Below are 26,282 nucleotides of genomic sequence, written 5' to 3'. Positions count from 1 at the left end.
ATGATTTGTTGATGATTACGCTTTCGCGAAAGCGTATAACCTAAACACATTTCTTAATGAGATTTTTATCCGACCTATACTTGTATGTAACATCCTATTCCATTTTACATCTATTAAATCCATGAATAGGTGGTTATCATTAGTAATTCTACACTATTTTTAGGCACCAATAAAAAATTAAAATGAAAAATATTCTTTTACCTCTTGTGGTTTTAGTTTCACTTTTAACTCAAGCCCAAGAAAACGCAAGTTGGATGCGTCACAGTAAAATATCTCCAGATGGTTCACAAATAGTTTTCACTTACAAAGGTGATCTTTATAAAGTATCTAGTGATGGAGGAACAGCCCAGCAATTGACCTTTCATAAAGCGCATGATTATCAGGCTATATGGAGCAAGGATGGAAGCAAAATAGCATTTGCATCAAATCGTTATGGCAATTTTGATGTGTTTGTTATGAACGCGACAGGTGGAACAGCCACTAGATTGACCTATCATTCAAGTAGCGAGACACCCTATAGTTTTAGTCATGACGACCAACAAATAATTTTTGGTGGACTTAGACAGGACACTGCAGAACACAGACAATTCCCAACTGGCTCTCAACATGAGGTTTATACCGTTCCAGTAAAAGGTGGCCGTATTGATCAATTATTTACCATTCCTGCCGAACTTGTTGAAACAAATAAGGATGGAAGTAAATTGTATTACCAGGATAAAAAAGGTGGAGAAAATTACTGGCGTAAACATCATACATCGAGTATTACTCGTGACATATGGGTATATGATGTAGCAAGTAATCAACACAAGCAATTGACTACACATAATGCAGAGGACCGCATGCCAGTGCTTTCTAGCGACGGTAAAAGCATGTATTACCTAAGTGAAAAGAGTGGCAGTTTTAATGTGCATAAATGGAATCTTGCAACTGGTGAATCTGCACAGATTACGGATTTTAAATTGCATCCAGTGCGATTTTTAAGTGTAGGTAATGGTGTAATAAGCTTTAGTTACGATGGAATGCTCTACACCATGAGAGAAGGTCAACAGCCTAAAATCCTAACTGTACAGGTAGTGACACAAGATATCGAGAATACAGATAAATTCGTAAGTGTAAACGGTGGAGTAGAAGAGATGGCAGTATCACCTAGTGGTAAGGAAATAGCATTTATTTCTAAAGGTGAAGTATTCGTAACATCTGTAGAAGAAAGTTTTACAAAGCGTATAACTAATACAGCACAAACAGAAAGTTTTGTGAGTTGGTCGCATGACGGAAAAGCTGTTATATATAGTAGTGAAAGAAATGGGAAGTGGAGCGTTTATAAAACCGAAAAGGTACGTGATGAAGAGCCTTTCTTTTTTGCCTCAACCTTGTTAAAAGAATCAGCTATTCTTGAAAATGAAAATGATAATTATCTAGCAGAATATTCTCCAGATGGCACAAAGCTAGCCTATGTGGAAAACCGCAGGAATATAGTGGTGAAGGACGTTAAATCAGGAAAGAAAACAACGTTGTTAAGTGAAGAAGAACTATTTCATATGCGTGACGGTGATAAGTATTACACCTGGAGTCCTGATAGTAAGTGGTTATTGGTAGATTGGTCTCTAAGTCTTAACAACAGCGATATACTTTTAATGGCCGCCGACGGTTCAAAGCGAATCAACCTTAATGAAAGCGGTTACTATGACTCTTCTCCTAAATGGACTAATGATGGTAAACAAATGTTATGGTTTTCAAATAGAGATGGGTTAAAATCATATGCTACTAGTGGTCGATCTCAAAGTGATGTTTACAGCATGTTCTTTACACAAGAAGCTTGGGATGAATTTAATTTGAGTAAAGAAGATTACGCTTTACTTAAAGAATTGAAGAAAACAAAGAAGAAAGACGGTGACGAGGATAAATCAGACAAGAAAAAGAAAGGTAAGGATAAGGATAAAGAAAAGGATGAAGAGAAAGAGGTTAAGCCGCTTACTTTTGACTGGGATGATATGAAGGAAAGAACAAAACGTCTCACTATACATTCTTCTAATCTTTCTGACGCTGTTTTATCCAAGGATGGCGATAAATTGTATTACCTAGCTAGGTTTGAAGATAAACTTAATCTTTGGTCAACAGACTTACGAACCAAAGAAACCAAAATGGCTATCAACTTAGGTGCTCGCAGTGGTAGTTTAGAATGGGATCCTAAAAGAGAAAATTTATACCTACTAAGTGGTGGTAGAATATCTAAACTTGATGTAAGTAAAAAGAAAAAAACAGCAGTTAAGATTACTGCAGAAATGCAGTATGATGAGGTAGCTGCTAGACAAGCAATGTTTGACCACGTATGGTTAAGAACAAATGCTGTTTTTTATCACAGTAATTTTCACGGTGTTGACTGGCCGCTTATGAGAAAAGAGTATGAAAAACATTTGCCTTATGTTTCAAATACCAATGAGCTGGCAGAGCTGCTTTCAGAAATGATAGGTGAGTTGAATGTATCCCACGCTGGTGCAAGAGCTGCAGGATATGACATGAGTAATCCAGATGCAACAGCATCATTAGGTGCATTTATCGATTACTCTTACCAAGGCGATGGTCTAAAAATTACCGAGGTTATAAAAGGAGGACCACTGGATAAGGCTCAATTTGATATAAAGCCAGGAATGATTATTGAAAAAATAGATGGTCAAACAATTTCAAGTGATAGAGATTATGCTTATTACCTGAACAGAAAAGCCAATAAATTTACGTTGCTAGAGCTGTCAAGTCCTGATAAAAAGGAGAACATGGTTATTACAATTAAACCTATTTCTACAGGAGCAGAACGAGGCTTACTTTATAAAAGATGGGTGAAACAAAACGAGAAAGAAGTAGATCAAAGGAGTAACGGACAATTAGGATACGTTCATATACCTGGAATGAGTGATGGGCCATATAGAAACATTTTTGAAAAAATGATGGGTAAATATCACAGTCGTAAAGGTGTGATTGTAGATACTCGATTTAATGGCGGTGGTGATCTAGTAGCCGATCTAGCTATGTTCTTTACTGGTACACCATTTATTACTTATGAGACAGAAGCCAAAGTTGTAGGTGGAGAACCTACTTCTAGATGGACTAAACCTACACTCGCTATGATTAATGAGGCCCAGTATAGTGACGGACACTGTTTTGCTTGCGGCTATACCGATCTTAAAATTGGTAAAACAGTAGGAATGCCAGTTCCTGGAACATGTAGTTTTGCAGGATGGGAACGACTTCCTGATGGAACAGTTTGGGGTGTAGTTCCTATTAGCGCCAAAGATATTAATGGCAATTGGATGGAAAACAATCAAACCGAGCCGTCCATAATGGTAAAAAATATGCCAGGAGTAATCGATAATGGTCGTGATCAACAACTAGAGCGCGCTATCGAAGAGTTGCTTAAAGACGTTGAATAGATGGATAGTCTCACACAGATCGTACTAGGTGCTGCTGTAGGAGAAACTGTTCTAGGCAACAAGGTCGGGAACAAGGCATTGTTATATGGTGCAATCGCTGGTACCATTCCCGATCTTGATGTACTAGCAAGATCATTTACCGATACGATAACAGCTACCGAGATCCATCGAGGATTCAGTCATAGTATCCTGTTTTGTGTGCTCTTTGCGCCTGTTTTCGGTTTTGTAGTAGATAGGATAGAATCCAGCAAACGTATAGGATGGAAATCATGGTCGTGGCTGTTTTTTTGGGGATTGATAACTCATCCCATATTGGACATGTTTACGACATGGGGTACACAGTTTTTTTGGCCGTTTGATAAGGCTGTCGCATGGAATACAATTTTTGTAATAGATCCGCTTTATACACTTCCTTTTTTAGTGTGCACACTTGTGGTTTTATTTTTAAAAAAGGGTTCGCTTTCGCGAAAGCGAACAAACCTCACCGGTATCTTCATTTCTACAAGTTATCTATTAATGACGGTATTGTTAAAGTGGAATGCAACCCAAGAGTTTAAAAAGGCCCTAGATGTAAATAAGTTTAATTACTCACAAATTTCAACACGTCCTGCGCCATTGACAACATTGCTATGGAACTGCAACGTAGATGCAGGCGATGCGTATTTATTGGCTGATTACTCATTCTTTGATTCTAAACCAATTTCATTCAAATCTTATCCCAAAAACCGAAACCTAGAGCCTACTTGGAAACACGAACAATCTGAGGAGAATTTGAGGCGACTTATAGATATTTCTAAAGGTTGGTATTTGATGGAGAAAAAGAACGGAAGTTGGTATTTTAATGATTTAAGATTTGGTACCATGCCCATTAATAAAGACGAAGAACAATTTGTTTTTAGTTATAAACTTAAAGAAGAAAATAAAACCCTAGTAGCAAAAGAGAATCCTAAGGAACCCATGGATGTTACCATTGTCATGGACAAGTTATGGAATCGAATATGGGGTAATTAAAAACTATTACTATGAAAAAATTAATTGTAATTTTTACAACTATCCTGATCATAAGTTGCAACAAACCAGAGTCCAAGGTGGAATATAACTCAGAACAAGCAATTGAAGCAGTTGAAGCGGTAGTTCAACAAGTTTTTGATAGTGTGTGGTCTGATAAGAAAGTAGATGCTATAAAAAAATATCAGACAAACGATTTTATTTTATTGGAGCATGGTGAATTATGGACTAATGATACCATTGCAAATTGGTGTAAAAGAGCAAGCAAAAGAGATCAAGGATTTACTAGGACAAATAAATTTGATAGAATAAAGGCTCATCAAGAAGGGAATCGAGTTTATCTAGCTTATTGGAATCACGGGACATTTGTTAAGGATACATTAGAATTTAAAAGAACCTGGTTAGAAAGTGTTGTGGCAGTTAAAAGCGACAGTGTTTGGAAATTAGAACTCATGCATTCTACTAGATTACCTAGAGAGTAATATTTTAAGTTTTACAGTATCTGTAAGGGATTGTCGGGTAAATGTCGGGTATTTTACCGAGCTTAATTTTGGTGGAGAATAGGTGTGTTTGGTAATCTTGTAATCGAATACAAAAATCAGTAATAATGAAACAACCGGAATTAGGAATTTACATTGCACAATTAAGAAAGGAAAAAGGTCTTACCCAAGAGGAATTGGTAGAACGATGTAATATTAATGTGCGCACCATTCAACGCATAGAGGCAGGCGAAGTTTCTCCACGTAGTTATACTATTAAGAATATTCTGGAAGTATTAGGAAAATCTTTTGATGAAGTTTACTCCGGCACTAAAGAAAGTCAAACCTCCAAAGAGGTTGAATCTTCTGCTATGAAATATTCATTTAATAATTCTCTTTTGTTGTTTTCAGGTATTGGTGGTGTTATTCTTTTTATCTGTTATTATTTGATGACGATTAATGATGTTTTTCATTCGTTTACCCAAGATAGTATTTTACCTGAATCCTCTTATACGGCTTTAGGTGTGGTAAGCATAATAACAGTAGTACTTTTTTATACAGGAATATATCATATAGCTCAAATCAAAAATAACTCTTTATTAAAGTTTTCTTCAATTCTTGCTATGATAATTAATGTTGTAAGTAGTATACTACTCATTACAGTTATTGATTATGATAGTAATCTCATAAGTCCTAGAGATATTTTGTTTGGCATCTTTGTTATTGTTGCTAGCGGTATAACATATTTGATGTTGGGAGCTGGCTACCTTTCTCAACGTAAAAATGAAGAAGGATTAGCAAAATATCTAGGGTTTGTAGGTTTAATAGCTGGTGGTTTTATGATTACAGTTCTGCTTGCTCCTATAGCTATTGTATTAATGTTAATATTTGATTTAGGTCAAATCATCCTTGTGTTTAGAAACTTGTCTCAAAGTAAAAAAAGCATCAACTCCTAGAGTTGATGCTTTTTTTACTTTTGTTAGAATTACCTATTAGGCTTCTTTGTTTGAAGATTGCTGCAAATTCAATTGGTTATTGAATTCTAGCGTTCTAATAGGGAATGGTATATTGATATCATTTTCATCAAATGCCTTTTTAATCACCATAATCGCCTTACTGGTAACCTCCAATTTTTTCTTTCCGTTTGTGATGTCGTAGTAAAATCTAAGCATAAAGTTTATGCTACTGTCTGCAAATTCGCGATAGAAAAACTCCACTTCGTCAATCGAATTTACCTGATCAAAGTTGTCCAAGATAGCTTGTTTTGCAATCTTTTCTACTGTTGGTAAATCACTTTCATATCCTACACCACAATGAATAATAACTCGCATAGTATCAGTTAATCCAAAATTTTTCAAAGGATTCTCCAGAATCATTTTGTTAGGTATGATTACGGTGTTGTTGTCGGCTTCTCTTAGTATAAATTTATTTAAATCAATAGCAACTATTTCTCCTTCATAACCGTTGGTCTGCACCCAATCTCCTATACGAACATTTTTTCTGAAACTCAAATGAATACCGCTCATCGTATTGGATAAAGTTCCTTGTAAAGCTAGTCCAATTACTAAACCCGAAACACCAGCACCAGCAATGATAGCTTGTACAGTTTCATTAAGATCAAGTACGTTTAATGCGATAAACATACCGCCTATAACAACTATTATAGCTGCAGTTCTACCTATTAATCTCAATACAGACTGTTGTTCAACTTTTGATTTGAGTAGGCGTTGTACACCACGATTTACAAATTTTGAAATGATGTAAGCTATAAGTAAGACAACAACTGCAACGGCAAGATTTGGTAAGTTGCGTAATATAGCTTCATACCAAGATGTTAATTGATCCCATATAAGCTCAGTTGAGTTTACATCTTCAATTTGTTTAGTTGTTTCTTGTACTTTTTGGGTTGTTTGTTCTTGAATCATAGTACGAAAATAGTGGGCTATTAACGTGATCCTTTTGCATTTAACATTTCTTAATCATTTTAATGTTAAAAAGTCTAAATTTAGACTGTACAAAGTTTAATGTATTTTTAAATAATCAATTTAAAGCAGTTTGAATGTGCTAAGTATTGCTTTAATGAAAATCAAGATTCAATTTAATATGAAGTATTATTTGTATTCACTGATAGGTCTAATGATGATGACTTCTTGTAAAAAAGAAAAGCAAGAAGTATTAGATGTTTTTGACAACATTAATAAAGAGACTGAATTTGAAAACTCAAAATATGACCGAGATTTCTTAGTCATGTTTAAGGACAGCGCCATAGCTCATCCAGAAACATACGCAGTGGCCCAAATAAATGCAGAAGAGTTTCATTATAAAACCACCCAATTAGTAGAACAGTTAGAGCATGTTAAGAATGAAATTGATAATTTTATTGGAGAAGTAGATAATTACGAGATGATGGATAAATTGGTTAATCCCGTTTTCTTTTCAAACGACAGCCTGAACTCAACGGGTATTTATCTTAAACAAATTATTAGTGATTATTACACCAGTGTTGAAGATCAAGTTTATTTTTTTGCCGATATTGAAAAAAAGTTGCAGTCTTCCTTTAATCTTGAACCTGTTATTGATGTTGAAGGAGAAAAAAAGGAATGGGTAGATTATCATTTTAAAGACTTTCCATCAATTGTAGCAAAAGTAAAAATCTCACAACTTCAAGAAACAGCATTGCAAATTGAGCGAGAATATTATGAAGCGCTTATGAAAAAACCTAAGTTCTAGTCCTACCTTTGCATTATGACACATAAAGCAGGTTTTGTAAATATTGTAGGTAATCCTAATGTAGGAAAAAGTACCTTAATGAATGCTCTAGTAGGTGAGCGATTGTCCATTATTACTTCTAAAGCACAGACGACTCGTCACAGAATTTTAGGAATAGTAAACGGTGAGGATTTTCAAATGGTTCTTAGTGACACACCTGGTATCATTAAACCTGCTTACAAACTTCAAGAAAGCATGATGGAGTTTGTTAAAAATGCTTTTGAAGATGCCGATTGTATTCTTTACATGGTGGAGCTAGGCGAAAAAGAGTTGAAAAACGAAGCTTTTGAAAAAAGATTGACATTTGCAGAAGTTCCAGTATTTGTACTTATCAATAAAATAGATAAAGGAACTCCTGAACAACTAGAAGAAGCTGTAGCGCATTGGAAAAATAGATTACCCAATGCTGAGGTATTTGCCATAAGCGCATTAGAAAACTTTGGTATTCCTCAATTAATGAATAGGGTAATAGAAACTTTACCAGAATCTCCAGCCTTTTATCCGAAAGATGCTTTAACTGATAAGCCAGAGCGCTTTTTTGTAAACGAAAGCATTAGAGAGAAAATCTTATTACATTACAAAAAAGAAATTCCTTATTCTGTAGAAATTGAAACAGAAGAGTTTCTTGAAGATGAAGATATTATAAGAATTAGAGCTGTTATTATGGTGGAACGCGATACTCAAAAGGGTATCATCATAGGTCATAAGGGTAGCGCCATAAAACGCGTGGGAATGGAAGCCAGAAAGGATCTTGAAAAGTTCTTTGGAAAGCAAGTTCACATTGAACTATTTGTAAAAGTCAACAAGAACTGGCGTAGCGATGACAGGCAACTGCGCAGATTTGGTTACCAGAACAAAAATTAAATCTAAATCGACAAACCTACTACCAGATTTTCTACAGTGGCGTGATCACTGCCACCGGCTTTTTCAATGGTGATGTTAAGGCTAGAAGCCTCATCAATAATTTTAGAATCTACCTCTAGGAAATCCTGATTGAGTACTGCCAAGGAAATCATTTCACCATTTACATCGGCCCATAATTGATAGTCGTGTTCTTTATCCAATTTTGGTAAAGAAGTAACGTCAACAACACTACGTTTGTTATTATGATAGGTGATAACATTTAAATTACCTAGCGAGGTGTCCTTTTTAAGAATATACTTTTGAGTTTTTGGGCTACGTAAAAATTGAATCTCTTCATCAAAGATTAAATTATCTGACTCTAAATTTTTTATTCGATTTTCTAGAGAATAAAATTCACCTTCTAGTTGCTTCAATCTTTGTGTTTTTTCATTTGCAATATTCATGTAATACAGCATACCCACAAATCCAACAGCAGCAATACATGCCACTGCTATTTGAAACCAAGATATAGAATCTTGTTTCTTTATTTCTTTATTGCTAGTGTGAATAGTTGAAAACAGTTCTTTTTTTAAGTCTTCGGGTGGATTCTCTTGCGTTTTAAAAGCTTGAGCCTGTAATTCAATTTGCATCATGTCATACGCAAATTTTATCTCATCAAAGGTAGCAATGTAGTGTTCAGCCTGTTGAATTTCAATTTCTGTGGCTTTACCCATAACATAGCGGTCCAGTACACCAGACTCTAAAAATTCTTGTATGTTTTTATTTTCGACCATTTATATATAAGACCACAATAATAAAGCAATTATACTATAAGTAGTTCGTAATTTTTTAAGAGCATTACGTATTCTAGTTTTAAATGTTCCCAATGGTATGTTCAAGTATTCACTAGCTTCCATATGAGTCATGCCTTTGTAGAACACACAATTAATGACATCTTGATATTGAGATTCAAGAGAAGTCACTTTTAAATTTAATTGCTCTTTAAATTCTTTGTATAGTAAACTACTATCCTCTTCTATTGATACGCTTGAATAATCGTTTTGGATTTCCTTTTGCTGTTTTCTTTGAGATTTTCTTAAAAAATCAAGAGCTTGATTCCTAGTTATTTGATATAGCCAGGTGAAAAGTCTCGCTTTATCAGCATCATAGGAATCAATATTTTGCCATGCTTTAATTAGGCTAGCTTGTAAAACCTCTTTGGCGTCATCAGGATCTTTAGTGAATTTCAAACATAAGCCAAATAGAGCACCGTTGTAATGGTCGTATAATAACGACATACCACGATCATTTCTGTCGCGTATTAATTCTATTATTTGATTTTCTAGAAAAAGGTCGTTTTTCACTTTAACGTTTTTTTATCAATCCTGTGAAATCCAAAAGGAATTTCCAAACGTAAAACCTAAAGATGCATCAAATTATACTTTTTAAACTTAAAAATCTAATAAAATGAAAAATTCAAGTATTTTACTTACTGCTGCAATGATGTTTACGGCAATATTTGCAACAGCTCAATGTAATAACCATCAAGCTTCAACCAGCAATAATGATCACGCTACGTCAAATGTAGTGTATGTTCAAAACTGGCACTATAATCAAACTCCAGATATCGTAGGTGTAGCCATGTCCGACAAAAATTTTGCTACACTAGTAGCTGCGGTAAAGGCAGCCGATTTGGTAAAAACCCTGCAAGGTGATGGTCCTTTTACTGTTTTTGCACCTACAAATGCAGCATTTGATAAGTTGCCAGAAGGAACAGTAGCAAATTTGCTAAAACCTGAAAACAAGGCAAAACTACAAGCCGTGCTCACCTACCATGTACTTGCAGGAAAAGTAACTGCTAGCGACATAATTGAATCTATCAAGAGAAATGGTGGTGGATTCATGACTAAAACTGTGCAAGGAGATCCTATCTATGCAAGTATTGTAGATGGTAAGGTCGTTCTTGAAGATGCACAAGGTCGTACCTCAACCATTACAGCTACAGATATTGAAGCAAGCAATGGTGTTGTGCACATAATAGATACTGTGGTTTTGCCAGAGTAATTTTTTTCAAGTTGGTTAATGACCTCTTTATCAGTTATTGCTGGTAAAGAGGTTTTTTTTATTACGCTTTCGCGAAAGCGTACTTACGAAAAAATAATTTTTCAAAAAAAAATGAGCATTCAGACAACCCTTTGAAAAAAGTCTCGTCTATGTTAATAGAAAGTCTGTAAATTGTGAAGGTGATTTCCTTATATACAAACGAGAAAAAGCTTATTCAAAAAGCTGCTAAAAACGACCGCAAGGCGCAAAAGCAGATTTTTGATAAACATGCGCCTAGAATGTTAAGTGTTTGTAGACAATATATTTCGCCAGTAGAAACAGCAGAAGAAATCATGTTAAATGGTTTTTTTAAAGCTTTTAAGAACATTAAAAAGTACAATCACAATGGGAGTTTTGAAGGATGGTTGCGTCGCATTATGGTAAACTCTTGTCTGGATCACTTGCGCAAGAAGAATCCTTTCAAATTTGCTACACCGATTGATGAAGTAAAAGATGAAACAGATGATGATGGAATAGATGATTGTAATCTAGAAATGCATGTATTGCAATCGGTCATCGATGCTTTACCTATAGGTTATAAAAGTGTGTTCTTAATGCATGTCGTCGATGGGTACAAACATCATGAGATAGCAGAAATACTGGATATAAGTGTAAATACTAGTAAGACGCAATTACGCAAAGCCAAACTACAGCTTCAGCAAGAAATTAATAGTTTAAAAAGACAACAATATGAAGCTTGATTCATATAAAAATAAGTTTAACGATCGCGAGATCAATCCATCTACTCAAGCTTGGTCTAAGTTAGAGGAGCGATTGGATGCAAGTGATAAAAAGGCGATTCCGCTTTGGTACTGGATCGCAGGAGTTGCAGCAGTGCTGTTACTCGCTGTAACCATTGTAAAGTTTTCACCTGTTCAAAGTAATCCAGTTGAAAATACAGAGTGGTCTGTAACAGAGGATCAGTCTAATGAGCAGCCATTGATAAATAAGGATCTCTTTATTGAAGAAGAGATTGAGAGTGAAAAGAGTTCATCTACTATGAATGAGGAATTGGTTAAAGCTAATCATAAAGATGAACCAGCTGGAATTAAGGCAACGGTATCAAAAGTTAAAATGCTTGATCCTAAATTTTCACAGCGAGATGAGGTTGTAGTAAGTGCTACCATTGATAACCAGCATAAGAAAGAGGTCGATGTGAATACTGTTGTGAAAGAACCAAAAATTAATGAACAACAAGTGTTGATTGCACAAGTCGAAAATTCAAATATTAAAAAAGAGTTATCAATTAAAACGGCCGATCAAGAAGTAGATGAACTACTAAGTGAATTGCTTAATGAGTCTGATATAAATAAAGAAGAAGCTGTTTATACTGTTAATCCAGAAAGCTTACTGAGAGAAGCAGAATGGGACATTCAAATTGAACAGGAAAATAAAATTCAAAACTGGATTGATAAAGGTTTTAATCAAGTTAAGAAAGAGGCAGTTGCCTTAGTTTCAAAGAAATAATTTTCATCAACATATAATTAATTTAAAATTTTCATGCTATGAGAACAGGATTACTATGGATAAGTTTTATCACTTACTTACTATGCACAGCAGCAGGATTTGCTCAGGAAAAAACTAATACCGTCGATAATTGGAAATATCAAGATAGTTTGTCAAATGACAAACAATATCCTAAATACTACCAGAAAAAAATAGATGATTTAAATAGTTTACATCAATTATATGAATCAGAATTAAGAACAGAACTTAAGGAGTATGTAGAAAAAGTAAATAAAGATCTGGAAAAAGGGAAAATAAGTGCTGATAAAGCTCAAGAGTTGAAAAGGGAGCGAGCAGCTCAAGTAGCAGCACTTATCACTTCTCATAAAAAGCGTATAGAAGCAGAAAAAGATTTTGTAGTGACCGAAGCAGAAAAAGGTGGCTCGTTATCTATATCTACAAAAGGAGTCGAGATTTCTCTTAATGGAGAAAATCTACAAAGAGAAAAGAAAAAATTTATCAAAACTCAAAGAGGTTTTAGCTTGTCACTAGGATATAACTTTTTGAATGGTGATAATCTAGGAATCAATGATTTTAGTTATCCAAATAATAACTACATAGCATTTGGGCCTAGTTGGTTAACTCAATTAGATGAAAAAAATCATATAAGAATTAGATATGGTATAGAATATCAATCCCATGGACTAGAATTGAATGGTAATAGAATTTTTACACCAAATACAGACGATACAATGGTCGCTCCTATAGGATTTAGTGTTGAGAAAGCTAAGTTCAGACAAGACCAATTAATGGTTCCTGTTCATTTTGAGTTTGGAGGAACAGAAAAAAGAGAATACGAGGATGGTCGTGTGAGGTTTACAAGTGATAATAGCTGGAAAGTAGGAATAGGAGGTTTTGCAGGTTTAAATTTAAGTTCTCGTTTAAAATTGAAGTATGAAGAAAATGGTAGAAATATAAAACAAACAACCATAAATGCTTTTGAAAATAATGTGTTCTTCTATGGACTAGATGCTTATATAGGAAAAGGTAATATTTCATTCTTTGGAAGAATGAATTTAAATGATGTTTTTAAAAGCGGATCAGTGGACGGGCAATATGTATCCTTTGGAATTAGATTTATTTAGCCATAAATAACTTAAAGTATAAGCATCCTTATAAATCGATTATAAGGATGCTTATCAATTAAATTAGAGTTAAAATAAAGATTATAAAGTGTTTAGGTATGTAACTTTATAAAAACCATATATTATGAAAAAACTATTATTAAGTTCTCTATTGCTTCTTCTGTTTACGGCAGTTCGAGCTCAAGATGATCAAGATGTAAAAAAAGCGCCTTTAGATTTTTTAGATTTGTTTGATTCAGAGAGAAGAGAGAAAGAAAATGTGCGCACTAATACTAATTTAGTTTGGGCTATAGGTTGGAATCAAGCACTAGGTGATGGTAACGGAATAGGTGATGACTATCGATTTTGGGGTAGTGGTGTTTTTGACATAGGACTTGAATTTAGTACTAGGTTGCAACCAAAAGATGACTTATTTAGGTTTAATTATGGTTTGGATTTAAGATTTCAATCTTTAAGAATTACTGATAATCGTCAGTTTGCAACCAACAACAATATTACAGATTTAGTACCTGTAGGAATCGATACAGATCGTTCTAGATTTTATCAATTCAGTGTAGTAGCTCCTTTACATATTGAAATAGGACGTCGGGATTTAAAAACCTATAAAAATGGAATTAAAAGGTACCACGATGATGATGCCTTTGTCGTAGGGCTAGGTGGTTATTTAGGCTATACAACTACCTCTACTCAAGAGCTCAAGTTTGAAAGAGAAGGTAGGGATGTGACTACAACGGTCACCAATGACTTTGAAATAAATAACTTTAACTATGGACTTAGTATGTATGCAGGTTGGTACGATTTTCAAATTTTTGCTAGATATGGTCTAAATGACATCTTAAAAGACTCACCGATTCAACAACAATATTTTAGTTTCGGGTTTAGATTTAGGTAAATGAAGAATTATTAGAAAACTCGTCTAGAAATAGACGGGTTTTTTTTTTAGGACAAAATTGAAAGCAACTTGAACAGAAGGTTATGCATTGATCAACTGAACAAATACAAACTTTTTAGTCATATCCCATAGGATAGGTGTATAGAAACGTAACTTTGCAATTCGTTATTTTTATGCTTTAAATTTATTCGAAGTTGATTGCAAGAACCACAGTAGATGCCGTATTTGACACCGCTAGAGTAGAAGAGGTGATTGGAGATTTTGTACAACTTAAAAAATCAGGCTCCAACTTTAAAGGACTAAGTCCATTTTCAGAGGAGCGCACACCTAGCTTTATGGTGTCGCCAGTTAAACAAATATGGAAAGATTTTAGTAGCGGTAAAGGTGGTAACGTGGTTACCTTTCTCATGGAGCATGAACACTTTACTTTTCCTGAAGCTATTAAATGGCTGGCCAAAAAATATGGAATTGAAATAGAAGAAACTCAACAAACTGATGAAGAAAAACAAGTTCAGGATGAAAAAGAATCCATGTTTCTTGTTTCAAAATTTGCGAGTGAATGGTTTGAAAAGCAACTTAAAACGGAAGATGGGCGTGCGATAGCATACAGTTATTTCAAAGAACGAGGTTTTACCGATGATACTATAAATTATTTTAAATTAGGCTACAATCCAGATGTTTGGAGTGCCTTTACCGATGCAGCTATTAAAGCAGGTTATAAACTTGAATTTTTAGAAAAAACCGGTTTGACCATAGTTAAGGAGTCGATTAACGGCGGTGAGCAAAAGAAATTTGATCGCTTTAAAGGTAGAGTCATGTTTCCTATACGCAGCATGTCTGGTCGCGTGTTGGGATTTGGTGGTAGAATTCTAGTGAATGATAAAAAAGCTGCCAAGTATTTAAATTCTCCTCAAAGCCCTATCTACGATAAATCCAAAGTGCTTTATGGAATCTATGAGGCTAAACAAACCATTGCCAAAGAAGATGTTTGTTACCTGGTTGAAGGGTATACCGATGTAATTCAATTGTATCAAGCTGGTATTAAAAATGTAGTTTCTAGTTCAGGAACTGCACTTACTAAGGAGCAAATTAGATTAATACAGCGATTAACCAAAAATATTACCGTCTTATATGATGGCGATGCAGCTGGATTAAGGGCAGCAATAAGAGGAACAGATCTCATTCTTGAAGCTGGTATGAATGTGCGAGTTTGCACTTTTCCAGAAGGAGAAGATCCGGACAGCTTCGCAAAAAAACATACTACTCAGGAAATTCAAGAGTTTTTAGATTCAAATGCCGTTGACTTTATAAGATTTAAATCTAACTTATTAAAAAAGGAAGCTGCAGGTGATCCTATAAAGAAGGCAGAAATGATTCGTGATATTGTTTCCAGTATTAGCAAAATTCCCGATGCAATATCAAGAGAAATTTATGTTAGAGAAAGTGCTGCAATTTTAGAAATTGGTGAAGATGTATTATTCTCTTCTTTAGCACAAAATCGAAATGCAAGTGTTAAAGAAGAACGTAAAAAACAAATAAGAGAACAACAGCAACAAACACTTCAAAAAGTCTCTGATAAACAAAGTCCTAGTCTTTCAGTCAATAGAAGAGAGATACTGGAACAAGCTCTTATAAAAGCTTTACTACTGTATGGTGATCGCACGGTGGTTTTTAACGATGAATATTTTCAAGAAAGTGAAGACGGTGAACTAGAAACTGAAAAAATCTCTGTTGAAAATGTGGTGTATGAAAAGGTATATATGGAGCTGCAGAGTGATGAAATGGAATTTTCAAATCCAGCGTTTAAACATCTTTATCCAAAACTAATTGATATTCTACTTTTAGAAGGTCGCATTGACGTTAATACCATTATGACCGAGTTGTCTGATGAAGAAGCTCAAATGGTAGCAGATCTTGTAATGGATGATGATAAGTACCAATTACATAAATGGGATGAACATCAAATTTTTGTAAAAACAAAAGAGGATACGATCGCGCCACACGTTCTTGATACCATACTTAATTTAAGAAGATTGATGATAGAAGAAAAAATCAAGGCGTTGTATAACTCCATCTCGCCAGACCCTACTTCCGATAACGCTTCAGCGCTTGAAGAGGTTATGGAATATAACAAGCTTCACAAGTATATAGGAAATCGTTTAAATCGTGTGATTTAATTAGCTAGTTGCATGATTCTAGCTTGGTGAATAAGATCGGCAATGCTGGTTGCTTTAAGCTTTTTAAGCAAACGATTTTTGTAGGTACTCACTGTTTTCTCATTTATGTTAAGCTCCTTGGCAACATCCTTATTTCTAAGTCCTTTAGAAAGTAAATTTAAAACTTCAATTTCTCTTTTAGAAAGTTTTTTGAATTTCATTACTCCATTTTTTCTTCCACTGTTTAATGAAGTAAGAATCTCTTCAGATAAGTATTGCTCGCCTCTAGCAACCTTGGCGATTGCCTTTTTTATTTCCTTACTTGATTTTACCTTAGAGATATAACCATTGGCTCCTGCTTTAATAGCACTTGCAGCGTACATTTCCTCGGGATGACAACTTACCACAAGTACTTTAATGTTTGGAAATTGTGCTCTTAAATCTCGAACCTCTCCTATACCTTTACTTTCTGGTAAATCAATTTCTAACAGTACAATATCAGCTTTGGCAGCTTTAACGTTTTCTAATAAATCTTTTCCGCTTTCCGCCTTTCCTTTAACGGTGTATTCTTTAACGTCTTTCATTAAAGACTTTAGTCCACGTCTAAATACAGGATGGTGATCAGCTAAAAATACGTTCATTCTTTGTAAGTTTTCAGAGGTTTTACAAAGATAAAATGTTTACTCAGTATAAACTGTGATTTATTTGTGAGTATGCCCTTACGTAAATTTCTTGTAATCTGTTATTCAAGTAGTTCGTCGGGAATGACGCACACTGGGATTGGATTCATCTTGTGTTGATTCCTACGATTAAAATCCAGATAAATTTGTAAGACTTCTTGCTCTCTTCCTGTAAAATCAGTGGTAGTTTTTCCTTCCTTAATTTGCTTCATTGCCCATTCCAGTTCATCATAACTAGCTCCTATTTGATCCTCATCAGTACGCTCTGCGCCATAAAGGCCATCACTAGGTGCGGCTTTCATGATGCTTTCTGGAACATTTACATATTTTCCTACGGCATAAACTTCGCTTTTAAGTAAATCGGCAATTGGACTCACGTCAACTCCACCATCACCATACTTGGTGTAAAATCCTACACCAAAGTCTTCAACCTTGTTACCCGTTCCTGCGACCAATAGTCCATTAACGCCACCATGATAATACAAAGTGGTCATGCGTAATCGGGCTCTGGTATTTCCTCTCGTTAAATCTACAAGTGCACTATCCTCTATATCTGGCATTTGATTAATGAATGTATCAAACACGGGTGTAAGATCACTACGCACATCACTTACATTAGAAAACCGATTCTTTAATTGCTCAATATGTTCCTGCGCTCTAGTAACGTGATCCATATGTTGATGAATAGGCATTTCTACACAAAGAACTTCTAGACCTGTCATGGCGCACAAGGTTGATGTGACTGCGCTATCAATGCCGCCACTCACTCCTACAACATACCCTTTAATTCCTGCATTAGTAGCATAATCCTTTAACCATTTTACTATGTGATCAGTCACTTTTTCTACATTCATAATCGTATTTTTGCGAGTCTAAAAATAATCAAATTGTTTCTCAGTTATAAGGGTATGAAATATCTATTTAAAATATTGGTAGTTCTCGCTTTCGCGAAAGCGTTATCCTCATGTAATTCTGAGTCGAAAATTGAGAAGGAAATTTCACAAATCCCTATAAATGTAGAGTTGAGGACTTTTCATAAAGAGTTTAAGAATGCTGATACTACGGATCTATCTCAATTAAAAGCAAAATATCCTTATCTATTTCCATCACATTTGCCAGACTCCATTTGGTATGAAAAAATGCAAGGTCGCGATACTATTTACTCAATACTTGAGGCAGAAGTGGAAAAAGCAAGTTTTGATTATAAGGAACTGAAGGAAGAGGTTGTTGATGTAATGAAACATGTGAAATATTATTTTCCAGAATATCAAGCTACGCCTATTACCACTATAATTTCTGAAGTAGACTACCGCATGCAAGTAGTTCCATTTCAAGAAGATTTACTTATTTCAATCGACACTTATCTAGGCAAGGATAACGAGTTGTATGCAGGGATGAACAGCTACCAAAGCCAACACTTTAATAAAGAAAATATAAAGGCCGATGTAGCCCACGCAATAGCAAAGTTGTTTGTTGAACCTGGTAACGATCGCCGTTTTTTAGAATCCATAATCTATCATGGTAAGTTGCATTACCTTCAAAGTTTATTTACGCCAGACCAACCGGATCACCTGATTCTTAAATACTCTAAGGAGGAATATGAATTTACTAAGGAAAATGAATTAGAAGTATGGCGTTACTTTATAGATCAAAATTTGTTATATAGTACTAATCCTGAACTTCAATCTAGATTCATACAACCAGCACCATTTTCAAAATTTTATTTAGATATAGACTCGAGTACACCTGGTGGAATCGCTAGATATATAGGATATAAAATAGTAGCAAGTTACATGGAAAATAATGAGATTGATCCTAGTACACTTGTATCATTGCCAGCCGAAACCATATTTAATAATTCACAGTATAAACCTGTACAACAATAATTATGTCAAAGAATCACAGATCACAAATAAGAATAGGAATTGAACTGGATGAAAATAGAGTTCCAGAAAAAATAAGATGGAGCGCACCAGATGGTGGTGTTGATGCTGCCGATGCTAAAGCCATGATGGTAAGCATGTGGGATAGTGCACAGCAGGAGAGTTTTAGAATCGATTTGTGGACTAAAGACATGCCTGTAGATGAAATGCGTGTGTTTTTTCATCAAACACTAGTAAGTATGGCCGATACTTATCATCGTGCTACAAATGATGAAAAAATGCGCGATACCATGCTAGACTTTTGCGATTATTTTGCCGAAAAATTAAATCTTAAAAAATAAAAACCTTTAATTTTTCAATAAAGAATTATTCTTGAATCCTGACAAAAAACAGCTTCTAGAGCTAGCTCATTATAAAATGCCGTTTGGTAAATTCAAAGGTAGCTTTTTGAGTGATTTGCCAGAGGCTTACTTTGTTTGGTTCAAACGAAATGGTTGGCCACAAGGTAAGCTAGGTGTTTATATGCAATCAGTTTATGAGCTTAAAATAAACGGTCTAGAAATCATCCTAAAACAGTTACGTAACAAGTAAGAACAGGCCACACAATTAGGAATAAGTATATTTATAGAGACTTATTTATTTCGTCAATATATCCCAAAAGTTCTTCCTTACCAATACCTTTTGAGGCACTAGTTATAAAATAAGGAGGCATTTCTTCCCAAGTAGTTTGCAATAAGGCTTCTTTGTAATCATTGACCTGTTTTTCAATTGCTTTGGGTTTGAGTTTATCTGCTTTGGTAAATACAATGGCAAATGGCACACCATTGCTACCTAGCCATTCCATGAATTCAGTATCTATAGGTTGTGGATCATGTCGAATATCTACCAGAACAAAACCGCAAATAAGTTGCTTGCGCTGTTCAAAATATCGGGTAATGAATTTTTGAAATTTAGCTTTTTGAGTTTTAGAAACACGAGCGTATCCGTAACCTGGTAAATCTACAAGGTACCATTCATTATTAATTAAAAAGTGATTTATAAGCTGTGTTTTCCCTGGTTTACCAGATGTTTTGGCAAGGTTCTTATGGTTGGTCAACATGTTAATTAATGAAGACTTACCTACATTAGACCTTCCAATAAAAGCGTATTCTGGAAAATGATTGGACGGGCATTTCTTCACATCTTGATTGGAAACAACAAACTTGGCACTGTTAATTTTCATAATGTAAAGCTAGGTATTAGTACTAGGATGATAAATTCAAATAAAGGTTAGTAACCTCTATCTTTTAACCATTTATCCAGTATGGTATTAAACTCCTCTGGGTGTTCCATCATGGCAGCGTGGCCACATTTATCAATCCAAAATAAGTCACTATCTGGCAGTTTTTCATGAAATTCATCTGCCACTTCAGGTGGTGTAACATTATCTTGTCTACCCCAAATGATACAAGTAGGAGTGTTCATTTTAGGTAAATCTTTGGCCATGTTATGTCTGATTGCACTTTTGGCAATGGCCAGTGTTTTAATCAACTTATTACGATCATTTACCGTAGCAAAAACCTCGTCCACAATTTCCTTTGTAGCTACTGCAGGATCATAGAATACATCTTCACTTTTCTTCTTAATGTATTCGTAATCACCACGTTTAGGGTAGCTTTCGCCCATGGCGCTTTCATATAATCCAGAACTACCAGTTATTATAAGTGCTTTAACTACTTCTGGATATAATTTTGTGGTAACAAGACCTATGTGACCACCTAGAGAATTTCCTAGAAGAATAACTTCCTTCCATCCCATGTGGTCTATGAATTTCTTGATGAACTTGGCAAAAGTTCCTACGCTAGTTTTAATTAGCGGCATTGTATATAGTGGTAAAGAAGGAACTACAACTTGATAGCCTTCCTTTGGAAAATGATCGATAACACCTTCAAAATTACTTAAACCACCCATCAGACCGTGAAGTATGATGATAGGTGTTCCTTCTCCTGCGCTGTAATATTCGAATTTTCCGTCCTTGATTGTCTTCCTCGTCATAAAAAACTGTCTGTCGCAAATATAACTTATAATCTTATAGTAAAAAGACAATTAAACAGCACAGCGATTTGAAGTCAAAAATGAATGGAATCTCCCACTTTTTTTATGAGGAATTCGCTTTCGCGAAAGCGCACTTCATAACACTCTATCATTAGCACTAAGTAGAATTTCAAATTGTTCATAAGTCCTCAAGTTATTCAAAAAAGAGCTTAGTTATCAACAATGTGGTAAAAAGTGGTAAAAAGTGGTAAAAAGATTTATATATTTGATTAGAATACCTCAAAATGAGGATGAACCATTGATAAATTTTATAGGGACATACGATTGTAAAGCCGACTCCAAAGGCCGTTTCATGATGCCAGCAGCTATCAAAAAGCAGCTTGCGCCTATCATGCAAGAAGGCTTTGTGATAAAGCGAGCTGTTTTTCAACCTTGTTTAGAGCTTTACCCTATGAAAGAATGGAATGAATTGATGGGTCGCATGAATAAGCTTAATCGTTTTAATAAAAAAAACAATGACTTTATACGTCGTTTTACGGCTGGTGTTAAAACGGTTGAGGTTGATTCTAACGGTCGTTTGTTAATACCGCGTGATTTGATTTCAGTAGCTGGGATTACAAAAGATGTAACCGTGTCTAGTGCGATTAATATTATAGAAATATGGGATAAGCAAAAGTATGAGGAAGCAATAGATGATGCTACTGATGATTTTGCAGATCTCGCAGAAGAAGTAATGGGAAGTGATGCAGGAGAATCAATATCATAAATCAGTTCTATTAGAAGAATCAATAGATGGACTCAATATTAAGCCAGATGGTATTTATGTTGATGTTACGTTTGGTGGTGGTGGTCACTCACGCGAGATCTTGAAACGATTGGGTGATGACGGACGCTTGTATGCATTTGATCAGGATTCCGATGCTATTCAAAATGAAATAGATGACCCGAGGTTTACTTTGATTCAGTCCAACTTTAGTTTTATGAAGCGTTTTTTAAAACTTCATGGTGTGTCGCAGGTAGATGGTGTTTTGGCAGATTTAGGAGTTAGCTCTCACCAGTTCGACGAGGCTGATCGTGGTTTTTCCATTCGATTTGACGCTCGTTTGGACATGCGAATGAATCAGGAGAGTGAAGTGGATGCTGTTCATGTAGTGAATCAATATGATGAGTCTGATTTGTTACGCATTTTTAAAGAGTACGGTGAATTGCGAATAGCTCCAAAATTAGTACGTCGAATAGTGCAAGAGCGTGCCCTGCAACCTATAGAAACAGTAGGAGATTTAAAACGTATTTGTAAGCCGCTAGTACCAGCGCGTATGGAAAACAAGTTGCTGGCTCAGGTTTTTCAGGCTATTAGGATAGAGGTTAATCGTGAGATGGAAGTGTTGTATGATTTTTTGATCCAGGCAAAAGAGGTGCTGAAAATTGGAGGACGATTAAGTGTGATCTCTTACCATTCCTTAGAAGATAGACCGGTTAAAAGATTTATGCGTAATGGCTTGTTTGAAGGAGAGCCAGAAAAAGATGTTTTTGGTCGTGCCGAGGTACCATTTAAAAAAGTTGGAAAACTAATAGTGCCTACTGCTGCTCAAATAGAAGAAAATAATCGTGCACGTAGTGCAAAATTGCGTATTGCAGAAAAAATCGCAAACGTGTAGTTATGGCGTCTAGATTTCATAAAATATTAAAAGGTGATTTTCTTACTCAAGAAGGAGCGGCAAAAAATTGGCGCTTCATATTGTTTATGGCATTACTGGCTTTAATTATGATATACACGGGTCATTCATTTGAGAAAAAAGTTCATCGATTAAGTAAGTTAAATGACGAGGTGAATGAATTGCGCAGTGAGTTTTATGATTTAGAGAATAAACTCATGTTTATGCAAATGGAAAGTGAAGTGGCAAAAAGGTTGAAAGAATCGGGTATTGCTCCAGCGCAAGAGCCACCACAAAAAATTAAAATAAAACTACCAGTAGATGGCAACAACGGATAAGGGTATTCTTAATAGAGCTTATATCGCTGCTGGTATTTTATTACTGGTAGGAATAGGGATTCTTGCTAAAATTCTTCATGTTCAAGTAGCTGAAGGGAGAAAATACCGTGCGCTTACTGAGAAGCGCATCTTTAAAAATGATACGATACCAGCAAATAGAGGTAATTTGTATGATTCAAATGGGCAATTACTAGCAACTTCTATCAGTAAGTTTGATATAAGATTTGATGCTGTTACTCCTAGTGAAAAAGATTTTAATGAGAACGTCGGTAAGTTGAGTGATTCGCTTTCGCGAAAGCTAAATAAGCCAAAAAGTTATTTCCTTAATAAGCTTAGAAAAGCTAGGGCAAATAAAAATAGATACATTCTTATAGCCAAGAATTTAGACTACGGAGATTATAAAGAAGTAATCAATTTTCCTTTATTTGAAAAAGGGCCGTATAAAGGTGGGGTGATTGTTGAGCAGCGCGTAGTGCGTGATCATCCTATAGGTAAAATGGCCGAACGTATTGTGGGTTATGATAAACCTGGTCGAGCTCCTGTAGGATTGGAAGGTGCTTTTGCTCCTTATTTAAGAGGTAGCGATGGTGTAAGATTAAAGCAAAAAATTGCAAAAAGTCAATGGAAGCCTGTAAATGGAGCTAACGAGGTAGAGCCAGTTGATGGATACGATGTCTATACTACTATTGATGTCAACATGCAGGATGTTGCACATCACGCTTTACTTGAGCAATTAGAATACTATGAAGCAGATCATGGTACTGCAGTAGTAATGGAAGTTGCAACTGGTGAAATTAAAGCGCTCACAAATTTAGGAAGGGCAAAAAGCGGTAAATATTATGAGAAAAGAAATTATGCCGTTTGGGAAGCGCATGAGCCTGGTTCTACATTCAAATTAATGAGTGTTATTGCCGCCCTGGAAGATAAAGTGGTTGATACAAGTACCGTTTTTGACACTAAAGGTGGTAAGATTTCTTACTATGGTAGAAATGTAAGAGATTCTAAGTATGGTGGATATGGAAAAATAAATGTAGCTAAAGCATTTGAGGTTTCTTCCAATACAGCGCTAGTTCAAATGATTTACGATAACTATAAATCTAATCCTAGTGATTATGTAGATAGACTTTATGAAATGAATTTAGGTAATAAGATTGGTTTACCTATAGTAGGTGAAGGGTCGCCATTAATTCCTCACCCAGATGATCAAGGATGGAACGGTCTTTCTTTACCATGGATGGGATTCGGTTATGGTGTGGAATTGACTCCATTGCAAACATTAACTTTTTACAACGCCGTTGCAAATGATGGAGTAATGGTTAAGCCTAGATTGATTAGAGAAGTTCGTTCTAAAGATCGACTTGTTGAAAAATTTGATAAGGAGATAATTAACCCGTCGATTTGTTCACAAGAAACCATTGATAAGGTAAAGGTGATGATGGAAAATGTAGTTAGACGTGGAACTGCAGATAATCTGTATTCACCTAATTTTTCCATGGCAGGTAAAACAGGAACCTGTCAAGCAGAATATTGGATAAAGCCAGGTAATTATATTGCATCGTTTGCTGGATATTTCCCGGCTGACGAGCCTAAATATAGCTGCATAGTTGTGATTCATAAACCCAACGTTAAGAAAGGTTATTATGGAAATATAGTTGCTGGTCCGGTTTTTAAAAAAATCGCTCATAAAATTTACGCAAACAGTCCTATTAAAGACGAGATTCAATTACCACAAATTGCATCAGAAGAAGTAGAAAAGTCTGATGAGGTGTTTTATTCCAAGTTACAATCTGTTCAAAAAAAGGTGCCTAACCTCAAAGGTATGGAAGTAATGGACGCTGTAGTGATTTTGGAAAATATGGGAGCCTATGTTGAAGTGAAGGGAGAAGCTGGAATTGTATCTAATCAAAGTAAGGCGCCAGGGCAAATTATTAAAAATGGAGAAAAAGTAGTACTAACGTTATGATGTTACTTAAAGAAATATTATACAAAGTAAATATTGAATCTGTCGTTGGTTCTACCGATAAAAAAGTGCAGTCTATTGTTTTCGATTCTAGGAAAGTGGAATTGAATTCTGTATTTGTGGCTGTTACAGGTGTTGCAATTGATGGACATAAATTTATTAAAAATGCCATTGAACTAGGTGCTACTGCTGTGGTAGTTGAAAAACTACCAGAAGATCAAATAGAAAATGTTACTTACATTCAAGTGCCTAACACCAAAAAGGCTTTGGCCTTTATGGCAGCAAATTTTTACGGTAATCCTTCTAAAGATCTAAAACTTGTAGGTATTACTGGAACTAATGGAAAGACAACATGTACTAGTTTATTATATCGCTTGTTTAAATCTTGCGGTTTTAAATCTGGATTGATATCAACTGTACATATACTCGTAGACACCACAGAATATAAGGCCACTCATACAACTCCTGATCCTTTGACTATCAATCATTATTTAGCAGAAATGAGAGATGCAGGAGTGGATTATTGTTTCATGGAGGTGAGTAGTCATGGTATACATCAAGAGCGCACTACTGGATTGCATTTTGCAGGTGGCATTTTCACAAATCTATCACATGATCATTTAGATTACCATAAAACATTTGCTGAATACCGAGATGTTAAAAAAAGATTCTTTGATGAATTGCCAGCATCTGCATTTGCTCTTACAAATAAAGATGACAAGAATGGTGATGTAATGCTTCAAAATACCAAGGCTGTAAAAAGAGGATACGCTTTAAAATCTTTTACAGACTATCGAGCGCACATTATAGAAAATCAATTTGGTGGCTTGTTGCTTAAAATTAACGACCAAGAAGTTTGGTGTAAAATGATAGGTCAATTTAATGCCTATAATATTGCAGCAATATATGGTTGTGCTGTTGAGCTAGGTCTAGAACCTATTGAGGCTCTGGAAAAAATTTCACAATTAGAAGGAGTTTCTGGAAGATTTCAGTATTTCACAACAGCTGAAGATAAAATCACTGCGATTGTGGATTACGCACACACCCCAGATGCACTTAAAAATGTAATTGAAACCATTAATGCGATCCGTACTAAAAATGAAACGCTTATAACAGTAGTTGGCTGCGGTGGAGATAGAGACGCTACTAAGAGACCTAAGATGGGAATGATTGCAGCATCATTAAGTGATAAAGTGATTTTTACTAGTGATAATCCTAGAACAGAAGATCCACAAGCTATTCTAGATGATATTGAAGCTGGTGTTGAACCTCAAGATTTTAAAAAAACCGTAACAGTTGTAGATCGTAAACAGGCTATTAAAACAGCTGCGGTCATGGCTCAACCTAATGACATTATTTTGATTGCAGGTAAAGGTCATGAAACATATCAAGAAATTAACGGAGTACGTAATGATTTTGATGATAGAGAAATTATTGCATCATTATTAAATAAACTCAATAAATAA

At 35.2% G+C, this 26,282-nt stretch carries 27 protein-coding genes; 20 read left to right on the top strand and 7 right to left on the bottom strand.

What is annotated here, in order from left to right:
* Nucleotides 1–182 precede the first annotated feature (182 nt).
* The 4 genes from I5168_RS01405 to I5168_RS01390 all read left to right on the top strand — a co-directional run bounded on the left by I5168_RS01405 (nt 183) and on the right by I5168_RS01390 (nt 5,868).
* On the top strand, nt 183–3,425 hold the full coding sequence (locus tag I5168_RS01405) for a S41 family peptidase (protein WP_431472234.1): 3,243 nt from the start codon (nt 183–185) through the stop codon (nt 3,423–3,425).
* Nucleotides 3,426–4,436 (top strand): metal-dependent hydrolase, encoded by a 1,011-nt coding sequence (locus I5168_RS01400; RefSeq protein ID WP_431472233.1) that lies wholly within the window; start codon nt 3,426–3,428, stop codon nt 4,434–4,436.
* A gap of 11 nt (nt 4,437–4,447) precedes the next feature.
* Nucleotides 4,448–4,915 carry a nuclear transport factor 2 family protein gene (locus I5168_RS01395; RefSeq protein WP_431472232.1) on the top strand — a complete coding sequence of 156 codons (468 nt, stop codon included), beginning with the start codon at nt 4,448–4,450 and terminating at the stop codon, nt 4,913–4,915.
* Nucleotides 4,916–5,040: 125 nt separating this feature from the next.
* Nucleotides 5,041–5,868, top strand: coding sequence for a helix-turn-helix domain-containing protein (locus I5168_RS01390; RefSeq protein ID WP_431472231.1), 828 nt, complete (start codon nt 5,041–5,043; stop codon nt 5,866–5,868).
* Between the two features lie 36 nt (nt 5,869–5,904).
* Here the strand turns inward: I5168_RS01390 and I5168_RS01385 are convergent, their stop codons facing one another.
* Entirely contained in the window at nt 5,905–6,837 is a 933-nt protein-coding gene (locus I5168_RS01385; protein WP_431472230.1) for a mechanosensitive ion channel family protein, read from the bottom strand.
* A gap of 154 nt (nt 6,838–6,991) precedes the next feature.
* Between I5168_RS01385 and I5168_RS01380 the strand changes: the two genes are divergently transcribed.
* Both I5168_RS01380 and era read left to right on the top strand, forming a co-directional pair.
* Nucleotides 6,992–7,642 carry a hypothetical protein gene (locus tag I5168_RS01380; protein WP_431472229.1) on the top strand — a complete coding sequence of 217 codons (651 nt, stop codon included), beginning with the start codon at nt 6,992–6,994 and terminating at the stop codon, nt 7,640–7,642.
* A 15-nt stretch (nt 7,643–7,657) separates the two neighbouring features.
* Nucleotides 7,658–8,545, top strand: coding sequence for a GTPase Era (gene era, locus I5168_RS01375; RefSeq protein WP_431472228.1), 888 nt, complete (start codon nt 7,658–7,660; stop codon nt 8,543–8,545).
* A gap of 2 nt (nt 8,546–8,547) precedes the next feature.
* Here era and I5168_RS01370 read toward each other — a convergent pair whose 3' ends face one another.
* Together I5168_RS01370 and I5168_RS01365 are read right to left on the bottom strand one after the other, a co-directional pair.
* Nucleotides 8,548–9,318: an anti-sigma factor domain-containing protein gene (locus I5168_RS01370; protein WP_431472227.1), complete on the bottom strand. Its 771-nt coding sequence runs from the start codon at nt 9,316–9,318 to the stop codon at nt 8,548–8,550.
* On the bottom strand, nt 9,319–9,888 hold the full coding sequence (locus I5168_RS01365) for an RNA polymerase sigma factor (protein ID WP_240919358.1): 570 nt from the start codon (nt 9,886–9,888) through the stop codon (nt 9,319–9,321).
* Between the two features lie 103 nt (nt 9,889–9,991).
* Between I5168_RS01365 and I5168_RS01360 the strand changes: the two genes are divergently transcribed.
* The 6 genes from I5168_RS01360 (at nt 9,992) to dnaG (ending at nt 16,287) form a co-directional block, all read left to right on the top strand.
* A complete protein-coding gene (locus I5168_RS01360) occupies nt 9,992–10,588 on the top strand; it encodes a fasciclin domain-containing protein (protein ID WP_431472226.1) in 597 nt (198 codons plus the stop codon).
* Nucleotides 10,589–10,767: 179 nt separating this feature from the next.
* Entirely contained in the window at nt 10,768–11,328 is a 561-nt protein-coding gene (locus I5168_RS01355; RefSeq protein WP_431472225.1) for an RNA polymerase sigma factor, read from the top strand.
* A complete protein-coding gene (locus tag I5168_RS01350; protein WP_431472224.1) occupies nt 11,318–12,094 on the top strand; it encodes a hypothetical protein in 777 nt (258 codons plus the stop codon). The genes I5168_RS01355 and I5168_RS01350 overlap by 11 nt, the downstream gene beginning before the upstream one ends.
* A gap of 38 nt (nt 12,095–12,132) precedes the next feature.
* On the top strand, nt 12,133–13,218 hold the full coding sequence (locus I5168_RS01345) for a hypothetical protein (protein WP_431472223.1): 1,086 nt from the start codon (nt 12,133–12,135) through the stop codon (nt 13,216–13,218).
* 124 nt (nt 13,219–13,342) lie between these two features.
* Nucleotides 13,343–14,110 (top strand): hypothetical protein, encoded by a 768-nt coding sequence (locus I5168_RS01340; RefSeq protein ID WP_167343079.1) that lies wholly within the window; start codon nt 13,343–13,345, stop codon nt 14,108–14,110.
* Between the two features lie 194 nt (nt 14,111–14,304).
* The gene (gene dnaG, locus I5168_RS01335; protein ID WP_431472222.1) at nt 14,305–16,287 is read left to right on the top strand and encodes a DNA primase; all 1,983 of its coding nucleotides are present in this window, start codon (nt 14,305–14,307) and stop codon (nt 16,285–16,287) included.
* On the opposite strand, the gene I5168_RS01330 is transcribed toward dnaG, so the two are convergent.
* Complete coding sequence (locus I5168_RS01330; RefSeq protein ID WP_105018344.1) at nt 16,284–16,907, bottom strand: response regulator; 624 nt, start codon at nt 16,905–16,907, stop codon at nt 16,284–16,286. The genes dnaG and I5168_RS01330 overlap by 4 nt on opposite strands.
* A gap of 101 nt (nt 16,908–17,008) precedes the next feature.
* Nucleotides 17,009–17,800: an NAD(+) synthase gene (gene nadE, locus I5168_RS01325; protein ID WP_431472221.1), complete on the bottom strand. Its 792-nt coding sequence runs from the start codon at nt 17,798–17,800 to the stop codon at nt 17,009–17,011.
* Between the two features lie 54 nt (nt 17,801–17,854).
* Between nadE and I5168_RS01320 the strand changes: the two genes are divergently transcribed.
* The 3 genes from I5168_RS01320 to I5168_RS01310 are packed head-to-tail and all read left to right on the top strand — an operon-like array spanning nt 17,855 to nt 19,420.
* The gene (locus I5168_RS01320; RefSeq protein WP_431472220.1) at nt 17,855–18,832 is read left to right on the top strand and encodes a gliding motility lipoprotein GldB; all 978 of its coding nucleotides are present in this window, start codon (nt 17,855–17,857) and stop codon (nt 18,830–18,832) included.
* Between the two features lie 2 nt (nt 18,833–18,834).
* Nucleotides 18,835–19,170: a gliding motility protein GldC gene (gene gldC, locus I5168_RS01315; RefSeq protein WP_042279927.1), complete on the top strand. Its 336-nt coding sequence runs from the start codon at nt 18,835–18,837 to the stop codon at nt 19,168–19,170.
* A 31-nt stretch (nt 19,171–19,201) separates the two neighbouring features.
* Nucleotides 19,202–19,420 (top strand): DUF3820 family protein, encoded by a 219-nt coding sequence (locus tag I5168_RS01310; RefSeq protein ID WP_431472219.1) that lies wholly within the window; start codon nt 19,202–19,204, stop codon nt 19,418–19,420.
* A 31-nt stretch (nt 19,421–19,451) separates the two neighbouring features.
* Here I5168_RS01310 and yihA read toward each other — a convergent pair whose 3' ends face one another.
* A complete protein-coding gene (gene yihA, locus I5168_RS01305) occupies nt 19,452–20,051 on the bottom strand; it encodes a ribosome biogenesis GTP-binding protein YihA/YsxC (RefSeq protein ID WP_042279923.1) in 600 nt (199 codons plus the stop codon).
* 47 nt (nt 20,052–20,098) lie between these two features.
* Nucleotides 20,099–20,863: an alpha/beta fold hydrolase gene (locus I5168_RS01300; protein ID WP_042279921.1), complete on the bottom strand. Its 765-nt coding sequence runs from the start codon at nt 20,861–20,863 to the stop codon at nt 20,099–20,101.
* Between the two features lie 298 nt (nt 20,864–21,161).
* On the opposite strand from I5168_RS01300, the gene mraZ reads away from it, so the two are divergent.
* Genes mraZ through I5168_RS01275 form a run of 5 tightly spaced genes read left to right on the top strand, consistent with a single transcriptional unit; the run spans nt 21,162 to nt 26,282 of the window.
* Nucleotides 21,162–21,629 carry a division/cell wall cluster transcriptional repressor MraZ gene (gene mraZ / locus I5168_RS01295; protein ID WP_060524998.1) on the top strand — a complete coding sequence of 156 codons (468 nt, stop codon included), beginning with the start codon at nt 21,162–21,164 and terminating at the stop codon, nt 21,627–21,629.
* Nucleotides 21,607–22,521, top strand: coding sequence for a 16S rRNA (cytosine(1402)-N(4))-methyltransferase RsmH (gene rsmH, locus I5168_RS01290; protein ID WP_105018347.1), 915 nt, complete (start codon nt 21,607–21,609; stop codon nt 22,519–22,521). The genes mraZ and rsmH overlap by 23 nt, the downstream gene beginning before the upstream one ends.
* A 2-nt stretch (nt 22,522–22,523) precedes the next feature.
* Nucleotides 22,524–22,856: an FtsL-like putative cell division protein gene (locus tag I5168_RS01285; protein WP_042279917.1), complete on the top strand. Its 333-nt coding sequence runs from the start codon at nt 22,524–22,526 to the stop codon at nt 22,854–22,856.
* Nucleotides 22,840–24,819, top strand: a complete 1,980-nt coding sequence (locus I5168_RS01280) for a penicillin-binding protein (protein ID WP_431472218.1) — start codon at nt 22,840–22,842, stop codon at nt 24,817–24,819. Before I5168_RS01285 ends, I5168_RS01280 begins: the two co-directional genes overlap by 17 nt.
* A complete protein-coding gene (locus I5168_RS01275; RefSeq protein WP_431472217.1) occupies nt 24,816–26,282 on the top strand; it encodes a UDP-N-acetylmuramoyl-L-alanyl-D-glutamate--2,6-diaminopimelate ligase in 1,467 nt (488 codons plus the stop codon). Before I5168_RS01280 ends, I5168_RS01275 begins: the two co-directional genes overlap by 4 nt.

This window comes from Nonlabens sp. SCSIO 43208, assembly GCF_050703575.1.
Lineage (GTDB): Bacteria > Bacteroidota > Bacteroidia > Flavobacteriales > Flavobacteriaceae > Nonlabens > Nonlabens tegetincola.
The sequence above is the reverse complement of the archived record's forward strand: the minus strand, read 5'-3'. Positions and strand labels throughout refer to the sequence as shown.

Excerpts from the sequence above, each read along its gene's own strand:
- era (WP_431472228.1), top strand. The coding sequence starts at position 7,658 with ATGACACATAAAGCAGGTTTTGTAAATATTGTAGGTAATCCTAATGTA.
- I5168_RS01330 (WP_105018344.1), bottom strand. The coding sequence starts at position 16,907 with ATGAACGTATTTTTAGCTGATCACCATCCTGTATTTAGACGTGGACTA.
- I5168_RS01280 (WP_431472218.1), top strand. The coding sequence starts at position 22,840 with ATGGCAACAACGGATAAGGGTATTCTTAATAGAGCTTATATCGCTGCT.
- I5168_RS01395 (WP_431472232.1), top strand. The coding sequence starts at position 4,448 with ATGAAAAAATTAATTGTAATTTTTACAACTATCCTGATCATAAGTTGC.
- I5168_RS01405 (WP_431472234.1), top strand. The coding sequence starts at position 183 with ATGAAAAATATTCTTTTACCTCTTGTGGTTTTAGTTTCACTTTTAACT.
- I5168_RS01345 (WP_431472223.1), top strand. The coding sequence starts at position 12,133 with ATGAGAACAGGATTACTATGGATAAGTTTTATCACTTACTTACTATGC.
- I5168_RS01400 (WP_431472233.1), top strand. The coding sequence starts at position 3,426 with ATGGATAGTCTCACACAGATCGTACTAGGTGCTGCTGTAGGAGAAACT.
- I5168_RS01385 (WP_431472230.1), bottom strand. The coding sequence starts at position 6,837 with ATGATTCAAGAACAAACAACCCAAAAAGTACAAGAAACAACTAAACAA.
- I5168_RS01300 (WP_042279921.1), bottom strand. The coding sequence starts at position 20,863 with ATGACGAGGAAGACAATCAAGGACGGAAAATTCGAATATTACAGCGCA.
- I5168_RS01350 (WP_431472224.1), top strand. The coding sequence starts at position 11,318 with ATGAAGCTTGATTCATATAAAAATAAGTTTAACGATCGCGAGATCAAT.
- yihA (WP_042279923.1), bottom strand. The coding sequence starts at position 20,051 with ATGAAAATTAACAGTGCCAAGTTTGTTGTTTCCAATCAAGATGTGAAG.
- I5168_RS01275 (WP_431472217.1), top strand. The coding sequence starts at position 24,816 with ATGATGTTACTTAAAGAAATATTATACAAAGTAAATATTGAATCTGTC.
- gldC (WP_042279927.1), top strand. The coding sequence starts at position 18,835 with ATGTCAAAGAATCACAGATCACAAATAAGAATAGGAATTGAACTGGAT.
- nadE (WP_431472221.1), bottom strand. The coding sequence starts at position 17,800 with ATGAATGTAGAAAAAGTGACTGATCACATAGTAAAATGGTTAAAGGAT.
- I5168_RS01360 (WP_431472226.1), top strand. The coding sequence starts at position 9,992 with ATGAAAAATTCAAGTATTTTACTTACTGCTGCAATGATGTTTACGGCA.
- I5168_RS01340 (WP_167343079.1), top strand. The coding sequence starts at position 13,343 with ATGAAAAAACTATTATTAAGTTCTCTATTGCTTCTTCTGTTTACGGCA.
- I5168_RS01380 (WP_431472229.1), top strand. The coding sequence starts at position 6,992 with ATGAAAATCAAGATTCAATTTAATATGAAGTATTATTTGTATTCACTG.
- I5168_RS01390 (WP_431472231.1), top strand. The coding sequence starts at position 5,041 with ATGAAACAACCGGAATTAGGAATTTACATTGCACAATTAAGAAAGGAA.
- I5168_RS01285 (WP_042279917.1), top strand. The coding sequence starts at position 22,524 with ATGGCGTCTAGATTTCATAAAATATTAAAAGGTGATTTTCTTACTCAA.
- I5168_RS01320 (WP_431472220.1), top strand. The coding sequence starts at position 17,855 with ATGAAATATCTATTTAAAATATTGGTAGTTCTCGCTTTCGCGAAAGCG.
- rsmH (WP_105018347.1), top strand. The coding sequence starts at position 21,607 with ATGCAGGAGAATCAATATCATAAATCAGTTCTATTAGAAGAATCAATA.
- I5168_RS01370 (WP_431472227.1), bottom strand. The coding sequence starts at position 9,318 with ATGGTCGAAAATAAAAACATACAAGAATTTTTAGAGTCTGGTGTACTG.